Raw genomic sequence first — 19,922 nt, 5'->3', positions numbered from 1 at the left:
CGAACCAAGTCAACACTCCCATTGTAAAAATTCTGACATTTTTGTAACTGTCTGATTTGTAAAGGATATTTGTGATGCATTGAAAATAGGAGCGAAATTATACTAAGGGAACGGGTGTTTCAGGATTCGTTTTATGTCCGTGGCTAGAATCGCCTAAACAGCCGCCCACAAATCAGCCGACGCAGCCCTGCCAACGCGCTCTTTCCGCGTCTCATTGCCAGCTGAACGCCCAAGACCTAATAGACATCGACTGATTATATGGAGCGGAGCATGTTGCTTCTCAATGAAGAGCGGACGCGCGCAGGGCGTCCCTGGCCGGCTTTGATCGCGGCGCTCGAAGCCCTCAGGGCCGCGATAGCTACTTGTGAACATGTACGGAGCCTGAAGGCGTGACCCATAAGACGCCTTCCTTGCCGGAACTTCCGGTCTCGCATGTGCTTGCCGACATCGGTACCGCACTCGCCGACCATCGACGCGCCGTGCTTTCCGCGCCACCCGGCGCCGGCAAGACGACGCTGGTGCCGCTTTATCTATTGGGGCAGGCATGGCGCGGCGACGACAGGATCATTCTTCTGGAACCGCGACGGCTGGCGGCGCGGGCCGCAGCCGCCCGCATGGCCTCACTGCTGAATGAACAGGTCGGCGATACGGTGGGCTATCGCATGCGGCTCGACAACCGTATCTCCTCCCGAACCCGCATCGAAGTGGTGACGGAGGGCGTGTTCGCCCGGATGATCCTCGACGACCCCGAACTTTCCGGCATCTCCACTGTCATCTTCGACGAATTCCACGAGCGCTCGCTGGATGCCGATTTCGGCCTGGCGCTGGCGCTCGACGTGCATTCGGCGCTGCGAGACGATCTGCGCATCCTCGTCATGTCGGCAACGTTGGACGTGGAGCGCGTCGCGACCCTGCTGGACCATCCGCCTGTCATCGAAAGCATGGGCCGCAGCTTCCCGATCGACATCCGCCATCAGGATCGGCCGGCGGGAGAGCGGATCGAGGATACGGTGACGCGGACAATCCTCGATGTGCATGCGCGCGAACAGGGCTCCATTCTCGCTTTCCTACCCGGACAAGCTGAGATCACCCGTACGGCCGAACGGCTCGAGGGCCGGTTTGAGCCGGAGACGATGATCGCGCCGCTTTTCGGCAATCTCAGCCAGAAAGAGCAGGATGCGGCGATCCGGCCTGCACCGCAGGGCACCCGCAAGATCGTGCTTGCCACCTCGATCGCCGAAACCTCCATCACCATCGACGGCGTGCGTATCGTCATCGACAGCGGATTGCAGCGGCTGCCGGTCTTCGAGGCTTCCACGGGCATCACGCGGCTGGAGACGGTGCGTGTCTCTCGCGCCTCGGCCGACCAGCGGGCCGGCCGAGGCGGGCGAACCGAGCCGGGTATCGCCATTCGCCTGTGGCATCCGGGCCAGACGGCGGCACTTCCGGCCTTTACGCCGCCGCAGATCCTTTCCAGCGACCTTTCAGGTCTTGCGCTCGATCTGGCCCATTGGGGCGTACAGGATCCGGCGACGCTTGCCTTTGTCGACCAGCCTCCCGCGATAACGCTTGCCGAGGCGCGGACCTTGCTGCGGCAGCTCGGAGCGCTCGACACGGAAAACGGGCTGACGGCGCGCGGCCGGCTGATGCGGGAACTCGCCCTGCCGCCGCGGCTGGCGGCCATGGTGATTTCGGCCGCCGAATTCGGCCAGGCGCGCGAGGCCGCCTTGCTGGCGGTACTACTGACCGAACAGGGGCTCGGCGGGCAAAGCATCGACCTGGAAGACCGGCTGCGGCGCTTCAAAACGGAGAAGGGCGAACGGGCGGAAGCCTCGCGCCGCCTGGCCGGGCGCCTCGCCCAGGCTGCGGGCGGCTACAGCAACCCCGTCTCTTCTACTTGTCCACTCACCGGCGCGCTGCTTCTGCATGCCTTTCCCGACCGGATCGCCCTGCAGCGCGGCGGGCGGGGACGCTTCGTCATGGCCAATGGGCGCGGCGCGGAACTGCCGGAGACCGAGCGGCTTGCCGGCTCGCAGATGCTTGTCATTGCCGACCTGACCGGCCGGGCGGCGCAGGCGCGCATCCTGGCTGCGGCGGAGATTTCCCGCGCCGATGTCGAAGAGCATCTGCCGGGCGAGATCCGCACCGAAGATCAGAGCTTTTTCGACAGAGCGAGCCGTCAGGTACGCGCGCGGCGGGCGACACGGCTCGGCGCCATCATCTTTGAGGAAACGCCCCTGCCGCGCCCTTCCGGCGAGCTGGCGGCAAAGGCACTGGCCGAGGGCATTCGCGAGTTGGGGATCGGCGTGCTGCCTTTTTCCAAGGAGGCGGCGCAGCTGCGCGACAGAATCGGCTTTCTATATCGGACGATCGGCGCACCTTGGCCTGATATGAGTGACGAAGCTCTGCTTGCCCGGCTCGATGAATGGTTCTCGCCGTTTCAGGCCGATGCGCGCGGCCTCGCCGATATCTCCTCCGGCGGGCTTTCCAACGGGCTGATGTCGCTGGTGCCGCGTGAGCTGCAGCGTGATCTCGCCCGGATGGCACCGACGCATTTCGAAGCGCCGACCGGCCAGCGCCATCCGATACAATATGACGGCGAGGAGCCGCTTCTGACCATTCGCGTCCAGGAGCTGTTCGGATTGAAGCAGCATCCGGCGATCGGCGGCGGCCGGTTGCCGCTGGTGCTGGAGCTGACATCGCCGGCGCACCGGCCGATCCAGACGACGCGCGACCTGCCCGGCTTCTGGGCGGGCTCCTGGAAGGATGTGCGCGCCGACATGCGCGGGCGCTACCCGAGGCATCCCTGGCCGGAAGATCCGGCCGATGCTCCGCCGACCACACGCGTCAAGCCACGGGGGACCTGACAATGGCACGCTTCTTCCGAGGACTGGAAAAGCTGTCCGAGGCCGAGATCAAGGCGCAGGACGACCACCATACCAGCCGGCGTCTGAGACTGCAGACGCTGGTGCGCCTGCGCTGGCTCGCTGTGGGCGGCCAGACGGTGACCGTGATGATCGTCGCCTTCTGGCTGAAGTTTCCCATGCCGCTCCTGCCCTGCTGCGTGCTGATCGCCTGCCTTGCCTGGATCAACTTTTTCCTGACGCTGCGCTATCCGCCGACGCACCGGCTGGAGCCGCCGGCAGCCTTCGCCCTGCTGAGCCTCGATCTCCTGCAGCTTTGCGGGCTGCTTTTGATCACCGGCGGGCTTGCCAATCCCTTCTCGGCGCTGGTCTGCGTGCCCGTCATCATTTCCTTCGCCTCGCAGCCGATCCGCTACAGCATGCCGCTGATCCTGCTGGCGATGATCTGCATTACCGGCCTTGCCTTCTCGCCCTTTCCGCTTCCCTGGTATGAAGGCATCCCCGTCAACGTCCACAATGTGATGCAGCTCGGCGTCTGGTGCTCGATTGCCTCCACCATGGCCTTTGCCGCCTTCTATGCCTATCGCGTCTCCATGGAGGCCTCGCAGCTCGCCGACGCGCTCTCGGCGACGGAACTGGTGCTGCAGCGGGAAAAGCACCTGTCGCAGCTCGACGGGCTGGCGGCAGCCGCGGCGCACGAGCTCGGCACGCCGCTTGCGACCATCAGCGTCGTCGCCAAGGAGATGGAGCGCGAACTGCGCGAGGACGATCGCTTCCGCGAGGACGTGGCGCTGCTGCGCAGCCAGAGCGAACGCTGCCGCGACATCCTGCGGCGACTGACGACGCTCTCTTCGGAAGACGAGGCGCATATGCGGCGGCTGACGCTGTCATCGATGATGGAAGAGATCATCGCGCCGCACCGCGAGTTCGGGATCGCGCTGGAGCTGATCGAGAAAAGCCCGCGCTCCGGCGAGCCCGTTCTCAGCCGCAATGCCGGCATCATGTACGGTCTCGGCAACCTCATCGAAAATGCGGTCGACTATGCCCGCAAGACGGTGACCATCACCGTGGAGTATAGCGCCGACACTCTGACTATCGTCATCGAGGACGACGGCAACGGCTATTCGCCGGAAATACTGGCGCGAATCGGCGAACCCTACGTCACATCACGCCAGCGCGACGATACTGCCGGCGGCCTCGGGCTCGGCCTCTTCATCGCCAAGACGCTGCTCGAACGGTCGGGTGCCGCGCTTTCCTTCGGCAATCGCGATCCGGAGGCGGCGGGAGCGCGCGTCCGCGTCGAATGGCCGCGCGTGCTGATCGACAGTAATTCGACAAAATGATTTTCACGGCTTAAAACAGCGATCGTCAAAATCGGTTGAATATGCAGGCGGATGGTCGCCGGGATAGAAGATGAAATGACTGAAAAAGAGAGCGCTGCCCCACACGCGGAAACGAAGGATGCCGCGGCCCATATCGGCCCGGATGCCACATTGCTGATCGTCGATGACGACGGCCCGTTTCTCCGCCGGCTGGCACGCGCGATGGAAACGCGCGGCTTTGCAGTCGAGACGGCGGAATCGGTGGCGGAAGGCGTGGCCAAGTCCAAGACGAACCCGCCCAAATACGCCGTGGTCGACCTTCGTCTGGGCGACGGCACCGGGCTGGACGTGATCGAGGCGATCCGCCAGCGGCGCGACGATACGCATATCGTCGTCCTGACGGGCTACGGGAACATTGCGACGGCGGTGACCGCCGTCAAGCTCGGCGCGCTCGACTATCTCGCCAAGCCAGCAGACGCGGACGACGTCTACGCGGCGCTGACGCAGCGCCCCGGCGAAAAAGCCGAGGTGCCTGAGAACCCGATGTCGGCCGATCGGGTGCGCTGGGAACATATCCAGCGTGTCTATGAAATGTGCGAGCGCAATGTTTCCGAGACGGCCCGCCGCCTCAACATGCATCGCCGCACGCTGCAGCGCATCCTCGCCAAGCGGGCGCCAAAATAGCGCCTTTGCCTGCGTGAGAAGAAGACCGCGTGGTCGCGGATTTAAGGAGCGCTCCGAGCTAACGCTCCTCGCCCCCCTCATCCGCCCTTCGGGCACCTTCTCCCCGGGGGGAGAAGGCAAAATCTTTGCCCGTCGCCCATTCGGCCAGCAGCAGGCGCTGAGCGGCGGCGCGCGAGAAATTCAGCGTCACCGACTTGCGCGTCGCCGGCGGCAGGCGATGCTCCGGCGCCTCGCGCAGCATATGGGCGCCGTAGCCATCGGATAGAAACAGTCCGCAATCCTCCGGAAAGATATCGAGCGGCACGTCCTTATGCGTCGCAAAGAACATCCGATCGCAATGCTGCCGGTATTCGGGCCATTTGCGGTCGACCCGGAAATCCTCGATCGACGTCTTGATTTCGATGATCCAGATCTCGCCCTTTTCCGAGAGGCTGATGAGGTCGGCGCGGCGACCACTGGCAAGCGGCAACTCTGGCAAGACCGCGTGACGCATGTCGTGCAGTAATAGTTGCACGCCCTTGCGTACAAGCATGGCCCGTTCCGACTGCCGGCCATCTATTAACGGATTGTTATTGTAAACGTTCAAAATCGTCATGAATTGTCCCGGGAACAGGGCAAGCGTTGTTGCAAAAAAACCATGTCCTTCTAATTTGCGCGCCGGCGCTATTTTTGTAGGGCCAGAGCCGCTTGCAAAGCTAAGTTTAATGGAAAATAAACTGTAGACAAAGATGGTAGATAACCATCCGTTCCCCGCCACGAAATTTCAAGAGACTTCCATGCGCATCCGTAATGCTACGACCGCACTCGGCCTTGTCGCAACGCTCGCAACGGCTGGCTATGCCACGACCGCCGCAGCCAAGCCCTCCGCCGTTGCCAATCCCGCCACCATTGCCGCTGCTCCCGCAGCCGACACTATCAAGACGTTCGATAGTGACTACGGCATCACGAGCGACAACGGCTTCGAATTGCCGGCGATCCCGATCCAGCGGGTAAAGCCGCAGTTCCGCCGTCAGATCGTTTCCTACAAGTCCGATGAGGCTGAAGGCACGATCATCGTCAACACGCGCGAGCGCCATCTCTACTACATCCTCGGCAATGGCGAAGCGATGCGTTACGGCATCGGCGTCGGCAAGCAGGGCTTTGCCTGGTCCGGCACCGCTTACGTTGCCTGGAAGCAGGAATGGCCGAGCTGGCATCCGCCGAAGGAAATGGCCGTCCGCCGTCCGGAAATCGCCAAATATGTCGATGGCGGCATGAATCCTGGCCTGTCGAACCCGCTCGGCGCGCGCGCCATGTATCTCTACAATGAAAAGGGCCAGGACACGCTGTTCCGCCTGCACGGCACGCCGGAATGGGCGTCGATCGGCACGGCCGCTTCCTCGGGCTGCATCCGCCTGATGAACCAGGACGTCATCGACCTCTATAGCCGCGTCCTGCCGGGTCACAGCACCAAGGTCGTCGTTATCCAGTAATTTTGCTGGCAATCGGAATTTGAAAAGGCCGCCGGATCGGTATCCGGTGGCCTTTTTTGTTTGATGCTGAGAGCTGAACCCGCCGAAAATCCCTTCTCCCCTCGGGGAAGAAGGTGCCCGAAGGGCGGATGAGGGGGCGCGGTAAAGAAATAATTCCTTAGAGCATTTCGAGGAAAAGTGCGCAGCGGTTTTCCGTCCGGAATGCGTAGAAAAACAAGAAGATAGGGCATTTTCGCGATTCGAAGAAAAGCGGAAATTTTATAGAAAAGGGTATTTCGCGTTCGCGGTGACACCCCCTCACCCTGCCCTCTCCCCGAAGGGAGAGGGAATCTTGCCAGGCATCGCCCTGCGCCACAAAACATCACAAACGAATCATCACCCCGCCTGCTTCGCCTTCAGCTCGATGCGGCGGCGGTGCAGGACCGGCTCGGTGTAGCCGTTCGGCTGCTCTCTGCCCTTGAGGACGAGATCGAGAGCTGCCTGGAAGGCGATCGAACTATCGAAATTGCCGGCCATCGGCCTGTAGAGCGGGTCGCCGGCATTCTGCTGATCGACCACGGCGGCCATGCGCTTCATCGTTTCCAGAATCTGCGCTTCGCTGATGACCTTGTGATACAGCCAGTTGGCCATGTGCTGCGCTGAGATGCGCAGGGTGGCGCGGTCTTCCATGAGGCCGACATTGTTGATGTCGGGAACCTTGGAGCAGCCGACGCCCTGATCGACCCAGCGCACGACATAGCCGAGGATACCCTGGCTGTTGTTGTCGATCTCGCGCTGGATTTCCTCCGGCGTCCAATTGGGCCGCGAGGCGACCGGCACGGAGAGAATATCGGAAAGCTTGGCGCGGGAGCGGCTTTTCAGGCCCTGCTGCACTTCGGCGACATTGACGCGATGATAATGGGTGGCGTGCAGCGTCGCCGCCGTCGGAGACGGCACCCAGGCGGTGTTGGCGCCGGCCTTCGGATGCGCGATCTTCTGCTCGAGCATGGCCGCCATCAGGTCCGGCATCGCCCACATGCCCTTGCCGATCTGGGCGTGGCCGGAGAGGCCGCATTCCAGGCCGATATCGACGTTCCAGTTCTCGTAGGCCGCGATCCAAGCCGCTTGCTTCATGTCGCCCTTGCGGATCATCGGGCCTGCTTCCATCGAGGTGTGGATTTCATCGCCGGTGCGATCGAGGAAGCCGGTATTGATGAAGACGACGCGCTCACGGGCGGCGCGGATCGCCTCCTTGAGGTTGACCGTCGTGCGGCGCTCCTCGTCCATGATACCCATCTTGATGGTGTTGCGCGGCATCCCAAGCAGGTCCTCGACGCGCGAGAAGATCTCGACCGCGAAGGCGACTTCCTCGGGGCCGTGCATCTTCGGCTTGACGACATACATGGAGCCTGCGCGCGAATTCTTGCGGCGGCCGTTCGAGCCGATGTCGTAGAGCGCGATCAGGCCGGTAATGGCGGCATCCATGATGCCTTCCGGCACCTCGTTACCGTCACGGTCGAGAATCGCCGGATTGGTCATCAGGTGACCGACATTGCGTACCAGCATGAGGGAGCGGCAGTGCAGATCGAAGCTGCTGCCATCCGGCGCGGTATAGGTGACATCCGGATTGAGCCGGCGCGTGAAGGTCTTGCCGCCCTTGGCGACTTCCTCGGTCAGGTCGCCCTTCATCAGGCCGAGCCAGTTGCGGTAAACTTCCGCCTTGTCCTCGGCATCGACGGCCGCGATCGAATCCTCGCAGTCCATGATCGTCGTGATTGCCGATTCCAGGCGGACATCGGAAATATTGGCCGGGTCGGCCTTGCCGATATCGGTGCCGGCATCGATGACGACTTCGATATGGATGCCGTTCTGCTTCAGCAGGACATGTGACGGCGTCGCCGCGTCGCCGAGATAACCGGCGAAATGGCTGCCATCCGCCAATTTTGCGGCGCCGCCTTTCGTCGTGATCACCAGCGCGCCATCCTTCACAGCAAGGCCGATGACGTCCTTCCAGCTCGCGCCGGCCAGCGGCACTGCCGAATCGAGGAAATCGCGAACCCAGGCGATAACCTTCTCTCCGCGCTTGGGGTTATATCCCCTGCCCTTTTCGGCGCCATCAGTCTCGGGAATGGCGTCGGTACCGTAGAGTGCATCGTAAAGCGATCCCCAACGGGCATTGGCGGCATTGAGCGCATAGCGGGCATTCATGACGGGAACGACGAGCTGCGGGCCGGCGATTTCTGATATTTCCGGGTCGACATTGGCGGTCGAAATCGTAAAGGCCGGGCCTTCGGGCACGATATAGCCGATGTCGCGAAGGAAGGCTTCGTAGGCGGCGAGATCGATGGGCGCGCCGTTCTTGCGATACCAATCGTCGAGCGTTTCCTGCATGCGATCGCGCTTGGCGAGCAGCTCGCGGTTCTTCGGCGCGAGATCGTGGACGATCTTGGAGAAGCCGGCAAAAAAGGTGTCGGCGTCGATGCCCGAACCCGGCAGCGCTTCCTTGACGAGGAAATCATAAAGTACCGGTTCGATCTGCAGCCCGTTCTTCTCAATGCGGCTCATGCCAAATACTCCTCAAGGCCATCTTTTGGCTCATTTTTCACATGCTGCCACTTTGCCGATGGTTTCGCTTCCGTCAATTTGGCAATAGTTCGAAAGATTTATGCGCTCTGGGAAATAATCAATCCGTGGCGATTCGCGGGCGGCCGCTTGCCGTCGCGATGAACCGCGCCTCGATCAGTTTTCGATTGCCCTCGACTTCAGGCGCATCCACCTGCTCATCCATCGCCAACACGAGATCCACCGCGCCATTGAGCCTTGCCTGCGCCATCGCCGCCTCGGCGGCACGCGAGCGGGCCTCGGCGAAGCTCCGATCCTCATCGGTGAAGCGCAGGCTCTCACCGGCGCCGTTCAGCACATAGATACCGTCTTCCGGCATGGTGACGAAAACGGTAACGCTGGTGCGCACCTGGCCGACCACGGCGCCGACGGCATTGGCAACATCCGAATCGGCGGGAATGGCGCTCTCCGTCGCCAGCATTTCCGCGATGGCAGGATAATAGACCGGGGCGGAAGCGCCGAGGCCGACCAAAGGCCGATCGAGCGAAATGGCGAAGCGGGCGATCCCCGGCACGCGGCGAAGGGCGCGATCGATGGAGATGGATTTGGCCGGATTGAGATCAGCAACGCCATCTTCGGCCAGGCAGGCGGCGAGAATGACATCCGCGGACTGGCGCGTGAGCTGATCGACGATCTTCTGGGCCAGTTCTTCGACGGATGCAGCGATGACGCGCCCGGAGCCATCCTTCAGCCGCATCGCCAAAGCCAGCCCGAGGCGGGCCGCCGCAGCATTCCACTGGCCCTGCCGACCGAGCACATGCATGGCATCCGAGGGCGTCAGGCCGCTCAGGTGCACGAGGCCACGCGCGACAAGCCGATCCAGCGTCGCCTTCTGCGATGTCATCGTCAGAAGCTTGTCCAGCGCTATGGGAACGGCGCCGATCCGGTCGAACAGTGCCTGCTCCGGCGCCGTAAGACCGCTTGCCAGATGATCCGGAACGCCGGTGCGGAGTGCAAAGCGGCCGGCATTGCGGGCGAGATGCGGTGCTCGCAGCTGCTGCTCCAGGACTTCAAGCACCGTGTCGCCATGCATATGAGCGACGAGGCTCAGCGGTAGCAGCCGGCGCGGCCCGAGCTCGAAAGCGGCGACAAGGCCGCGGTCATTGATCTTCACTTCGGAATCGCCGCCAAGACCGTAGGTGCGCATGGCGACGGCCTCGACCATGGTGCGATAGCCTCCGACCACAGCGCCATCGGCATCCAGCCGCGGCCGGCCATCCTCCATGACGGCGACGTCGGTGGTGGTGCCGCCGATATCGGAAATGACGGCATTGTCGAGACCGGTGAGATAGCGCGCGCCGACGAGGCTCGCCGCCGGGCCGGACAGAATGGTTTCGATCGGCCTGAGCTTGGCTTCGTCAGCCGAAATCAAAGCGCCGTCGCCGCGTACCACCATCATCGGCGCGGCAATGCCGCGCAGCGCCAGAAACCCTTCGCAGGCGCCGACGAGGCGATCGATCATCGAGACAAGCCGGGCATTCAGCAGCGTCGTCAGGGCGCGGCGCGGACCGCCGAGCTTCGAGGAGAGCTCATGGCTGCAGGTGACGGGCAGATGCGAGAGCTCGCGGATGCAATCGCGCACCCTGATTTCATGAGCCGGATTCCGCACGGCAAAATAGCCGGCGACAGCGAAAGAGGAGACCGATTTCGCCAGCTCCGGCAATGCGTCACGCAGCGTCGTCAGATCGAGCGGATTTTCATTGCCATGCACATTGTGACCGCCGGGGAGATAGAGCACGGGATCGGATCCCAATGCTTCCGCAAGGCCATCGCGCTTGAGATCATCAGGCCCGAAACCGATCATGATCAGCCCGGCGCGGCCGCCCTGCCCTTCGACCAGCGCGTTGGTGGCGAGCGTCGTCGACAGCGATACGAGGCCGATCGCCGAGACGGGAATGCTGGCCTTGGCAATGACGGCATCGACGGCGCCGGCAATGCCGACGGCCAGATCATGCCGCGTGGTCAGCGATTTCGCCTTGGCGATCACGCCATCGGTTTCATGGAAGAGAACGGCATCGGTGTAGGTTCCACCCGTATCGATGCCGAGCAGGAAATGAGACGTCACGCTGATATAAAACCTCTGAACCGGTGATGACTATGAACTTCCACAACGCCGATGAAGATATGAGCGAAGCGGCGAACGCAGAACCTATCTCGCCCTTGGCGGGCGAGAAAGCAATTTCATTGGTTTAGGCTGTTCTTTACTTACTGTCGGCGGTGTGTTTCCTGGAGGCTGCGCCCCCCTCTGTCGCTATCGCGACATCTCCCCCACAAGGGGGGAGATTGGTAACCTGCAGCGACCACTCGCCTAGAGCAAACATCGACCTTGTTGAAATCGCAGTTTGCCATTTTATGGATAACGAGCGTCAAACTCCCAACAATCTCCCTCCTTGTGGGGGAGATGTCGCGAAAGCGACAGAGGGGGTAATGAAGGTGCGTCATATTCGAGGCTACTACGGTCTCCTCGCCGACTATCGCCTCTTGACCCGCATCGGCAATCCGCCACGCGGCTGGGTCGTCAGCTTCTGCACCGGCCAGGGATCGGTCTCGTCAGTCAGGTCGAAGCGGAAGCGGCGCATCATCACGGCAAGGGCGATGACGGCTTCCTGGAGCGCAAAGGTCGCGCCGATGCAGACGCGCGGGCCGGCGCCGAAGGGCAGGTACTGGAAGCGGTTGATCTTGGCGCGGTTCTCCGGAAGAAAGCGCTCTGGCATGAAGGCGCGCGGCTTTTCCCAGTAGAGTTCGTGGCGATGCAGCGTCCAGGGCATAATCAGGACGGTGATCCCCTTTTCTATCGTCACGCGCTCGCCCTTGGCGCTCGTCCATTCGTCATCGGCAATCGCGGCCCGGTTGATCGACGGCGCCGGCGGATAGAGGCGCATCGCCTCCTCGAAGGCGGCGCGGACATGCGGCATCAGGTCGAGCCAGGCGACCGGTTCGGCGTCGGTCGCAAGCACCCGGTCGATTTCCCCTTCCATGGCCTCGCGAACATGCGGGCTATTGGCGACGCAATAGAGCGTCCATGCCAATGCTCGGGCGGTCGTCTCGTGCCCGGCGCCGATGAAGGTGAGGATGTTGTCCTCGATCTCCTCCATGGTCAGGCCGTCGGGGCCAGCCTTTTCGAGAAGCAGCGTCAGGAAATCGTCGGGTGCGCTGGCTCTGTCCCGGCGCATCTTTTCCAGCCGCTGGTCCATGGTGGTGCGGACGATGCCGCGGAACTTGTCGAGCACGCGCTGACCGCCGATGCGGGTGAGGCGCGGCACCCAGGCAGGGGCGCGCAGAAGATCCATGGGATCGACCCGGCCCATGCGATGCAGGAGCTCATTGACCTCATCGGCAAAATGCTCGCCTTCGGTAACGATCTCGCCGGAAAACAAGGTCTCCGCCAGAACGGCGAAGGTCAGCTCGGTCATGTCGGTAGCGATATCGAACACGGCGCCTTCGTCACCGATCTCATCGTATTTATGCAGATATTCCAGGCTTTGGCTCAGCATCTGGCCGGCAAAGCCCTGGGCGTGGCGTGGCGTGAAGACCGGAGCGACCGCCTTGCGCGAGCGCTTCCAGACCGGCCCTTCCGCCGTCAGCAGCCCGTCGCGCAGGATCGGCCGCAACACGAGCTGACGGATATCGGCCATGCGGTAGTTGGCGGCATTGTCGACGAGGACATGCTTGATCAGGCCGGGATCGTTGACGATCAGCGTCCGCTCGTTGAAGAATTTCGTCTTGATCCAGGGCAGCGTATAGGACGGCTCGCCCCAAAGTTCGAGCGGATTGCGCAGGATGGTTTTGATGATCGTCCACCGCGACGGCGGGACGGTACGCGGGATCGGCGCCGGCGGGGAAAAGGCTTCCGGAATCATGTCCATGACATCCATTCTCCTCGAAGGCCGGGCCGTTGCCTAATCATGCGGCCGAGCGGCGCACCCATCCCATATGGCGGACGCCGCTGGCAAAATCCAGACGATAAGACGTCGCGCCGAATGCTTACAACAAAGACTTCAGGTCGCTCAGCTTATCATTGATGAGCCAACCGTAGTAATTCTCCTCCGGCCAGACCGGCTGCGAAGAGCTCCGGTTCTTGGCGGCAAGGGCAGCGGCGCGCTTGCGGGAATTGCCGAGATTGTAGAGCGTCGCTGTGATGCCTGGATTGCCTGAGATATCCATGCCCGCGATCGAGCGGTAGTCGTCGATCGACTTGCGGATCGATGCCGCGACGAAGGCGAGCGACAGATCCGGATCCATGATCGCCTTGTAGACGCCGCCGGCATCCTTCTCGTCCAGCTTCGGGACGCCCGAGGTGCGGCTGACGAGGTCGGAGAGTTCCAGCGCGGTCAGCGGATTGACCTGACCGAGGCCGAAGGTCTGGCCGGCATAGAAGGGCTGGAAGAAGACGGCACTGAAGCGATTGTCGGGATAGGATTTGCCGCCGACCGTCTTGCCACGGAAATCGTCTTCCCAGACATCCTCGCGGCAGGTCCAGAGACTGTAGGAGTCGCCCTTGCCCTTGCAGCCGTCGAATTGCGATTGGGCGACGAAATCGTCGACGTTTTCACCATTATAGGCGAAGCGAAAGCTCTGGCCGGCATAGGATGCCGCCTTGACGTAATAGGACTGCAGTCCGTCATAGGCATCGACATTATAGGTGTGCTCGCCGACGAGCGCGCCGATGATGTGGATCGGCTCGATGCCGTAGGCCCGCGCCGTCGACTTGATCTTCGCCATCAGCTTGGTGTCGGTCGCCAGCAGTTCGCGGACCTTCTGATACTTGCGCTCAAAGGTCGAATTCGTACCGCGCGTGCGCCGCACGGAGGCGCCGGGAACCGGCGGCTGCTCGGCATTGCGGTTGCCCGGAGGCACCGCGGTCGCCGCGTCCGCATAGGCGGGCATCCAGGAAAGGCTGGCGACCGCCAGGAGAAGGGTGATCAGTATGCGTCGCAAGATGGCTGTCCTGTCGAAGTTTCAACCGATGTTTCCGTGCGGCTGCCTGACGGATAATCTACAGCGCCGCGCGTCATATATGACGCGCAAAGGTCGCTGTAGCACTTTAAAGCTGCTGCATAATTTTATCCTTAAATCGATTCCGATTTAAGGAATTATGCAGTAGGCCGAATAAAGCCATCCTACACAAAGAAACGGGCCCCTAACTAAAAAGTTAACGGCCCGCTGTCGAGTGCTTAGTATTTAAATCGCCGTCGCCGGCCTGCTACAGAATGAAGCGGGACAGGTCGGTGTTGCTGGCGAGATCGCCGACATGCTCGCGGACATAGGCGGCGTCGATGGTCACCGATACGCCGGCGCGGTCGGATGCATTATAGGAGATATCGTCGAGCACCCGTTCCATGACCGTCTGCAGGCGGCGGGCGCCGATATTCTCGACGGTGGAGTTCAGATGCACGGCAACATCGGCGAGAGCATCGATGGCGTCGTCGGTGAAGTCGAGCTTCAGCTCTTCCGTCTCCATCAGCGCCTTGTACTGGCGGATGAGGCTGGCTTCCGGCTCGGTCAGGATGCGGCGGAAATCCTCCTTGGTCAGCGGCCGGAGCTCGACGCGGATCGGCAGGCGGCCCTGCAGTTCCGGCAGAAGATCCGACGGCTTCGAGACGTGGAATGCGCCCGAGGCGATGAACAGGATATGGTCGGTCTTGACCGGACCATACTTGGTCGACACCGTCGTGCCTTCGACCAGCGGCAGCAGGTCGCGCTGCACGCCTTCGCGGGAGACGCCGGCACCCATGCCGCCGTCGCGGGCGGCGATCTTGTCGATCTCGTCCAGGAAGACGATGCCGTCATTTTCGGCCGATTGCACGGCTTCGCGCTGGATCGCCTCATTGTCGATCAGCTTGTCGGATTCGTCGCGGATCAGTTCCTTGTAGGAATCCTTGACCGTCGTGCGCACCTTCTTCGTGCGGCCGCCCATGGCCTTGCCGAACATTTCGGAGAGGTTGAGCACGCCGATATTAGCGCCGGGCATGCCGGGGATCTCGAAGCCGCCGGGCATGCCGGAGCCGGTATCGGCCACTTCGATGTCGATTTCCTTGTCGTCGAGCTGGCCGTCACGCAGCTTCTTGCGGAAGCTGTCGCGCGTCGCCGGCGAGGCGGTGGCACCGACAAGAGCATCGAGCACGCGCTCTTCGGCGCTCATATGCGCCTTGGCCTGCACCTCGGCGCGCTTCTTTTCGCGCGCCAGGCCGATGCCGACTTCGACGAGGTCACGGACGATCTGCTCGACGTCGCGGCCGACATAGCCGACTTCGGTGAACTTCGTGGCTTCCACCTTGATGAAGGGTGCGCCGGCGAGCTTGGCGAGACGACGGGAAATTTCCGTCTTGCCGACGCCGGTCGGGCCGATCATCAGGATGTTCTTGGGCATGACTTCGTCGCGCAGGTCGGGTTCGAGCTGCTGCCGGCGCCAGCGATTGCGCAATGCGATCGCCACGGCGCGCTTGGCCTCATGCTGGCCGACAATATAACGATCGAGTTCGGAAACGATCTCGCGGGGGGAAAAAGTGGTCATTTCGTATGTTCCCTGTCAGGGCTAGAAACTATCAAGAGAGGAACTTAGGCTTCGGCATCGAGCGTTTCGACGACCATATTGTGGTTGGTGTAGACGCAAATGTCGGCGGCGATGTCGAGCGCGCGGCGGGCGACGTCTTCGGCAGACTTGTCGCTATCCATCAACGCTAGCGCAGCAGCGAGGGCAAAATTGCCGCCGGAGCCGATCGCCATGGCGCCATGTTCGGGCTCGAGCACATCGCCGTTGCCGGTGATGGCGAGCGTTATGTTCTTATCGGCCACCAGCATCATGGCTTCGAGGTTGCGCAGATATTTGTCCGTGCGCCAATCCTTGGCGAGTTCGACGGCGGCGCGCATCAGCTGGCCGGGATATTGTTCGAGCTTCTTTTCCAGGCGCTCGAGCAGGGTGAAGGCATCGGCGGTCGCGCCGGCGAAACCGGCGATGACATCACCCTTGCCGATGCGGCGAACCTTGCGCGCATTGCCCTTCATCACGGTCTGGCCAAGGCTCACCTGGCCATCACCAGCCATCACGACCTTGCCGTTCTTGCGAATAGTCACGATTGTCGTCATTTAACACCTGTTTGCCCCCGTTCCGGCGGGCTTTCTGCCGGGCCGCGTATCGGCCCCGTCAGCAACTATGTAAGAGGGGTTTTCGCGATTGCAAATGGCCGCCGCGCCCGAATGATGGCGGCAAGCCGGCTAAACGCGAAGCCTCGCGCGTAACTTCTGGATATTTCCCGATACGCCTGATATGGAACGGCCGTATTCCGATGGAGCAGCCCATGGCAGAGACCGCAGCGAGCCGCACGGCAAGCGTTTCCCGCAAGACCAACGAGACCTCGGTCTCCGTTTCCGTCAACATCGACGGCAGCGGCAAATCGACGATTTCGACCGGTGTCGGCTTCTTCGATCATATGCTGGAGCAGCTGTCGCGACATTCGCTGATCGACATGGAGATCGACACCAAGGGCGACCTGCATGTGGACGATCATCATGCCGTCGAGGATACCGGCATCGCGATCGGCCAGGCGATTGCCAAGGCGCTGGGCGACCGGCGCGGCATCACCCGCTATGCCTCGATCGATCTCGCCATGGACGAGACGATGACGAAAGCGGCCGTCGATCTGTCCGGCCGGCCATTCCTCGTCTGGAACGTTTCGTTCAGCGCCCCGAAGATCGGCACCTTCGATACCGAGCTGGTGCGTGAATTCTTCCAGGCGCTCGCGCAGAATGCCGGCATCACCTTGCATATCCTCAACCATTATGGCGCCAACAATCACCATATAGCCGAGACATGCTTCAAGGCCGTTGCGCGCGCATTGCGCACCGCAACCGAGATCGATCCGCGGCAGGCAGGCCGGGTGCCCTCGACGAAAGGCTCGCTCGCCTGAGCCCCATCATGGGGAAAGTGAAGAGATGGCAAGCTATTTGATTTTGACTCCGCCAGGAGTGCCGAACCGATCCGAAGTATCGGATCGGTATCGCGACGAAACGCGATTCATCCGCGACGGCTTTTCGTGGAAGGCGTTCCTGTTTCCGACGCTCTGGATGCTCTTTCATCGCCTGTGGCTGCATGCGATTGCCGCGTTTCTGTTGCAGGGCATTGCACTGGAGCTGATGCGCCAGCCAGGCTTCTTTGCCGCCGGAGCCGCGCTTTTGCTGGGCGTGCATGTTCTCTCTGCCCTCGAAGGCCCGCATGCGATCAGCGATCGTCTTGCCGGACTCGGCTGGAAGGTCGGCGATCTCATCTCGGCGCGTGATCTGGCAACAGCGGAGGAAATCCACTTTTCCCGCCTGGAGCAGGAACCAAGCCGGGATATCCATCCCCAAAATTGGGATATTCCGGCCATCAACACCAATACCAGCCGCCCAGGCCCGAGCTTCGGCCTTCCCGGCTATGACGGAGGACGCTGATCATGCGCGTCGCGATTATCGACTATGGTTCCGGCAATCTGCGCTCTGCCACCAAGGCTTTCGAGCGGGCTGCCCGCGAGGCAGGCATCCAAGCGGAGATCGACCTGACCGATGACGCCGAGCGCGTCGCCACCGCAGACCGCATCGTACTTCCCGGCGTCGGCGCCTATGCCGATTGCCGCCGCGGTCTCGATGCCGTACCCGGCATGACGGAAGCGGTCGTCGATGTCGTGGAACACAAGGCCCGCCCCTTCCTCGGCATCTGCGTCGGCATGCAGCTGATGTCGTCGCGTGGGCTGGAAAAAACGACGACTCAGGGCTTTGGCTGGATCAAGGGCGACGTTAAGGAGATGACGCCCAGCGATCCCGGCCTGAAAATTCCCCAGATCGGCTGGAACACGCTGGACATCCGCCACCCGCACGCTCTCTTCGATGGGATCGAGACCGGCCCGGACGGGCTGCATGCCTATTTCGTGCATTCCTACCATCTGGCCGCCGACCACGGCGACGATGTCATCGCGACGACAAATTATGGCGGGCCGATGACCGCCTTTGTCGGCCGCGACAACATCGCCGGCGCACAGTTTCATCCGGAAAAGAGCCAGAAGCTCGGCCTCGCCCTGATCGCCAATTTCCTGCGCTGGAAGCCGTAAGGCTCGCGCCCAAGGACAGACATCATGATTCTTTTTCCCGCTATCGACCTAAAAGACGGCCAGTGCGTGCGCCTCAAGCTCGGCGACATGGAGCAGGCGACCGTCTACAATCCTGATCCCGGCGCCCAGGCGAAAGCCTTTGAAGACCAGGGCTTCGAATGGCTGCATGTCGTCGATCTCAACGGCGCCTTCGCCGGCGAGACCGTCAACGGCGCCGCCGTCGACGCCATTCTCAAGGCGACGAAAAATCCGGTGCAGCTCGGCGGCGGCATCCGCACGCTGGACCATATGGAAAACTGGCTGTCGCGCGGGCTCGCTCGTGTCATTCTCGGCACGGTCGCCGTGCGCGATCCGGCGCTTGTCGTCGAGGCCTGCCGTCGGTATCCAGGTCATATCGCCGTCGGCATCGATGCCAAGGGCGGCAAGGTGGCGGTTGAGGGCTGGGCCGAGGCCTCCGAACTCGGCGTTATCGAGCTCGCCAAGAAATTCGAGGGCGTCGGCGTTGCCGCCATCATCTATACCGATATCGACCGCGACGGCATCCTGACCGGGATCAACTGGGACTCGACCTTGGAACTGGCCGAGGCCGTTTCCATCCCCGTCATCGCCTCCGGCGGGCTTGCTTCGCTTGACGATATCCGCCGCATGATCCAGCCGGACGCCCGCAAACTGGAAGGTGCGATTTCCGGCCGCGCGCTTTATGATGGCCGTATCGATCCGAAAGAGGCACTGGCCCTGATCAAGCAGGCCAAGGAGGCAGCTCAATGACCCTGAAAGCCCGCGTCATCCCCTGCCTCGACGTCAAGGACGGCCGCGTCGTCAAGGGCGTCAACTTCGTCAATCTCATTGATGCCGGCGATCCGGTCGAGGCTGCCAAGGCCTATGACGCCGCCGGTGCCGACGAACTCTGCTTCCTTGACATCACCGCTTCCTCCGACAATCGCGACACGATCTTCGATGTGGTCGCCCGCACCGCCGAGCAATGTTTCATGCCCGTCACGGTCGGCGGCGGCGTGCGCGCTATCGCCGATATCCGCAAGCTGCTGCTCTGCGGCGCCGACAAGGTTTCGATCAATTCGGCGGCGGTCAACAATCCCGATTTCGTTGCCGAAGCGGCCGATAAATTCGGCAACCAGTGCATCGTCGTGTCCATCGACGCCAAGCGGCGGCGCACCGAGGCACCCGGCGGCGACAATATGAGCGCCTGGGAGATCTATACCCATGGCGGCCGCAACGCGACCGGTATCGATGCCGTCGATTTTGCCCGCAAGATGGTCGAGCGCGGCGCCGGCGAGCTGCTCGTGACCTCCATGGACCGCGACGGCACCAAGGTCGGCTACGATCTCGAGCTGACGCGGGCGATCGCCGATGCGGTGCGCGTACCCGTCATTGCCTCGGGCGGCGTCGGCGATCTCGACGATCTCGTTGCCGGCGTCAAGGAAGGCCATGCGACCGCCGTGCTTGCCGCTTCGATCTTCCACTTCGGCACCTATTCGGTGGGCGAGGCAAAGCGCTACATGGCCGAGCGCGGCATTCCCATGCGGCTGGATTAGGAGATAGCGGACCCATGAGCGGATTTACCCTTTCCGACCTCGAACGAATCGTCGAGGAGCGCTCCAAGGCTTCGCCGGACGAATCCTGGACCGCGAAGCTTTTTGCCGCCGGTCAGCCGAAGGCGGCGAAGAAACTGGGCGAAGAAGCGATCGAGGCCGTCATGGCCGCGGTCACCAACGATCGCGACAACCTTACCTATGAGGCCGCCGATCTGCTATATCATCTTATGGTCGTATTGAAGATTGCCGGCATTCCGTTAGAGAATGTCATGGGTGAGCTCGAAAGGCGCACCAGCCAATCCGGCCTTCAGGAAAAGGCCAGCCGGTAAGAATGCGATGACGA

The 19,922-nt window shown here is 62.2% G+C and carries 17 protein-coding genes; 10 read left to right on the top strand and 7 right to left on the bottom strand.

Annotated elements, in window-relative coordinates:
- Positions 1-389 precede the first annotated feature (389 nt).
- From hrpB to ACPYOP_RS31310, 3 genes are all read left to right on the top strand, one after another.
- Positions 390-2,867, top strand: a complete 2,478-nt coding sequence (gene hrpB, locus ACPYOP_RS31320; protein ID WP_481414115.1) for an ATP-dependent helicase HrpB — start codon at positions 390-392, stop codon at positions 2,865-2,867.
- A 2-nt stretch (positions 2,868-2,869) separates the two neighbouring features.
- Positions 2,870-4,207, top strand: coding sequence for an ActS/PrrB/RegB family redox-sensitive histidine kinase (locus tag ACPYOP_RS31315; protein WP_481414114.1), 1,338 nt, complete (start codon positions 2,870-2,872; stop codon positions 4,205-4,207).
- A gap of 75 nt (positions 4,208-4,282) precedes the next feature.
- A complete protein-coding gene (locus ACPYOP_RS31310) occupies positions 4,283-4,870 on the top strand; it encodes an ActR/PrrA/RegA family redox response regulator transcription factor (protein ID WP_481414113.1) in 588 nt (195 codons plus the stop codon).
- 58 nt (positions 4,871-4,928) lie between these two features.
- On the opposite strand, the gene ACPYOP_RS31305 is transcribed toward ACPYOP_RS31310, so the two are convergent.
- The gene (locus tag ACPYOP_RS31305) at positions 4,929-5,465 is read right to left on the bottom strand and encodes an MmcB family DNA repair protein (protein WP_481414116.1); all 537 of its coding nucleotides are present in this window, start codon (positions 5,463-5,465) and stop codon (positions 4,929-4,931) included.
- A gap of 181 nt (positions 5,466-5,646) precedes the next feature.
- Here ACPYOP_RS31305 and ACPYOP_RS31300 point away from each other — a divergent pair, with 181 nt between their 5' ends.
- Entirely contained in the window at positions 5,647-6,342 is a 696-nt protein-coding gene (locus ACPYOP_RS31300; RefSeq protein ID WP_481414112.1) for a L,D-transpeptidase, read from the top strand.
- A gap of 375 nt (positions 6,343-6,717) precedes the next feature.
- Here ACPYOP_RS31300 and ACPYOP_RS31295 read toward each other — a convergent pair whose 3' ends face one another.
- The 6 genes from ACPYOP_RS31295 to hslV form a co-directional block, all read right to left on the bottom strand.
- Positions 6,718-8,886: a malate synthase G gene (locus tag ACPYOP_RS31295; protein ID WP_481414111.1), complete on the bottom strand. Its 2,169-nt coding sequence runs from the start codon at positions 8,884-8,886 to the stop codon at positions 6,718-6,720.
- Between the two features lie 118 nt (positions 8,887-9,004).
- Positions 9,005-11,008 carry a hydantoinase/oxoprolinase N-terminal domain-containing protein gene (locus ACPYOP_RS31290; protein ID WP_481414110.1) on the bottom strand — a complete coding sequence of 668 codons (2,004 nt, stop codon included), beginning with the start codon at positions 11,006-11,008 and terminating at the stop codon, positions 9,005-9,007.
- A 406-nt stretch (positions 11,009-11,414) separates the two neighbouring features.
- Complete coding sequence (locus ACPYOP_RS31285; RefSeq protein WP_481414109.1) at positions 11,415-12,809, bottom strand: cytochrome P450; 1,395 nt, start codon at positions 12,807-12,809, stop codon at positions 11,415-11,417.
- A gap of 118 nt (positions 12,810-12,927) precedes the next feature.
- Positions 12,928-13,881: a DUF1402 family protein gene (locus ACPYOP_RS31280; protein WP_481414108.1), complete on the bottom strand. Its 954-nt coding sequence runs from the start codon at positions 13,879-13,881 to the stop codon at positions 12,928-12,930.
- 265 nt (positions 13,882-14,146) lie between these two features.
- Complete coding sequence (hslU, locus tag ACPYOP_RS31275; RefSeq protein ID WP_481414107.1) at positions 14,147-15,457, bottom strand: ATP-dependent protease ATPase subunit HslU; 1,311 nt, start codon at positions 15,455-15,457, stop codon at positions 14,147-14,149.
- A 44-nt stretch (positions 15,458-15,501) separates the two neighbouring features.
- Positions 15,502-16,029 (bottom strand): ATP-dependent protease subunit HslV, encoded by a 528-nt coding sequence (gene hslV, locus ACPYOP_RS31270; protein WP_481414106.1) that lies wholly within the window; start codon positions 16,027-16,029, stop codon positions 15,502-15,504.
- Between the two features lie 212 nt (positions 16,030-16,241).
- Between hslV and hisB the strand changes: the two genes are divergently transcribed.
- From hisB to ACPYOP_RS31240, 6 genes are read left to right on the top strand one after another with little or no spacing between them, the layout of a single operon-like run.
- The gene (gene hisB / locus ACPYOP_RS31265) at positions 16,242-16,850 is read left to right on the top strand and encodes an imidazoleglycerol-phosphate dehydratase HisB (protein WP_481414105.1); all 609 of its coding nucleotides are present in this window, start codon (positions 16,242-16,244) and stop codon (positions 16,848-16,850) included.
- Between the two features lie 25 nt (positions 16,851-16,875).
- The gene (locus ACPYOP_RS31260) at positions 16,876-17,373 is read left to right on the top strand and encodes a DUF2628 domain-containing protein (protein WP_481414104.1); all 498 of its coding nucleotides are present in this window, start codon (positions 16,876-16,878) and stop codon (positions 17,371-17,373) included.
- Between the two features lie 2 nt (positions 17,374-17,375).
- Positions 17,376-18,026 (top strand): imidazole glycerol phosphate synthase subunit HisH, encoded by a 651-nt coding sequence (hisH, locus tag ACPYOP_RS31255; protein ID WP_481414103.1) that lies wholly within the window; start codon positions 17,376-17,378, stop codon positions 18,024-18,026.
- A 24-nt stretch (positions 18,027-18,050) separates the two neighbouring features.
- The gene (gene hisA / locus ACPYOP_RS31250) at positions 18,051-18,794 is read left to right on the top strand and encodes a 1-(5-phosphoribosyl)-5-[(5-phosphoribosylamino)methylideneamino]imidazole-4-carboxamide isomerase (RefSeq protein WP_481414102.1); all 744 of its coding nucleotides are present in this window, start codon (positions 18,051-18,053) and stop codon (positions 18,792-18,794) included.
- Positions 18,791-19,579: an imidazole glycerol phosphate synthase subunit HisF gene (gene hisF / locus ACPYOP_RS31245; RefSeq protein ID WP_481414101.1), complete on the top strand. Its 789-nt coding sequence runs from the start codon at positions 18,791-18,793 to the stop codon at positions 19,577-19,579. Before hisA ends, hisF begins: the two co-directional genes overlap by 4 nt.
- 14 nt (positions 19,580-19,593) lie before the next feature.
- Complete coding sequence (locus ACPYOP_RS31240) at positions 19,594-19,908, top strand: phosphoribosyl-ATP diphosphatase (RefSeq protein ID WP_481414100.1); 315 nt, start codon at positions 19,594-19,596, stop codon at positions 19,906-19,908.
- Positions 19,909-19,922: the final 14 nt, after the last annotated feature.

This window comes from Rhizobium sp. KNZ2-6A (genome assembly GCF_056755475.1).
This window is presented reverse-complemented; position numbering and strand designations above follow the sequence as displayed.

Bases quoted from the DNA above. Each gene is read 5' to 3' on its own strand.
- hisB (WP_481414105.1), top strand. From the start codon at position 16,242: ATGGCAGAGACCGCAGCGAGCCGCACGGCAAGCGTTTCCCGCAAGACC.
- ACPYOP_RS31260 (WP_481414104.1), top strand. From the start codon at position 16,876: ATGGCAAGCTATTTGATTTTGACTCCGCCAGGAGTGCCGAACCGATCC.
- ACPYOP_RS31240 (WP_481414100.1), top strand. From the start codon at position 19,594: ATGAGCGGATTTACCCTTTCCGACCTCGAACGAATCGTCGAGGAGCGC.
- hisH (WP_481414103.1), top strand. From the start codon at position 17,376: ATGCGCGTCGCGATTATCGACTATGGTTCCGGCAATCTGCGCTCTGCC.
- hslU (WP_481414107.1), bottom strand. From the start codon at position 15,457: ATGACCACTTTTTCCCCCCGCGAGATCGTTTCCGAACTCGATCGTTAT.
- ACPYOP_RS31315 (WP_481414114.1), top strand. From the start codon at position 2,870: ATGGCACGCTTCTTCCGAGGACTGGAAAAGCTGTCCGAGGCCGAGATC.
- ACPYOP_RS31300 (WP_481414112.1), top strand. From the start codon at position 5,647: ATGCGCATCCGTAATGCTACGACCGCACTCGGCCTTGTCGCAACGCTC.
- ACPYOP_RS31295 (WP_481414111.1), bottom strand. From the start codon at position 8,886: ATGAGCCGCATTGAGAAGAACGGGCTGCAGATCGAACCGGTACTTTAT.
- ACPYOP_RS31285 (WP_481414109.1), bottom strand. From the start codon at position 12,809: ATGGACATGATTCCGGAAGCCTTTTCCCCGCCGGCGCCGATCCCGCGT.
- ACPYOP_RS31305 (WP_481414116.1), bottom strand. From the start codon at position 5,465: ATGACGATTTTGAACGTTTACAATAACAATCCGTTAATAGATGGCCGG.
- hisF (WP_481414101.1), top strand. From the start codon at position 18,791: ATGACCCTGAAAGCCCGCGTCATCCCCTGCCTCGACGTCAAGGACGGC.
- ACPYOP_RS31310 (WP_481414113.1), top strand. From the start codon at position 4,283: ATGACTGAAAAAGAGAGCGCTGCCCCACACGCGGAAACGAAGGATGCC.
- hslV (WP_481414106.1), bottom strand. From the start codon at position 16,029: ATGACGACAATCGTGACTATTCGCAAGAACGGCAAGGTCGTGATGGCT.
- hisA (WP_481414102.1), top strand. From the start codon at position 18,051: ATGATTCTTTTTCCCGCTATCGACCTAAAAGACGGCCAGTGCGTGCGC.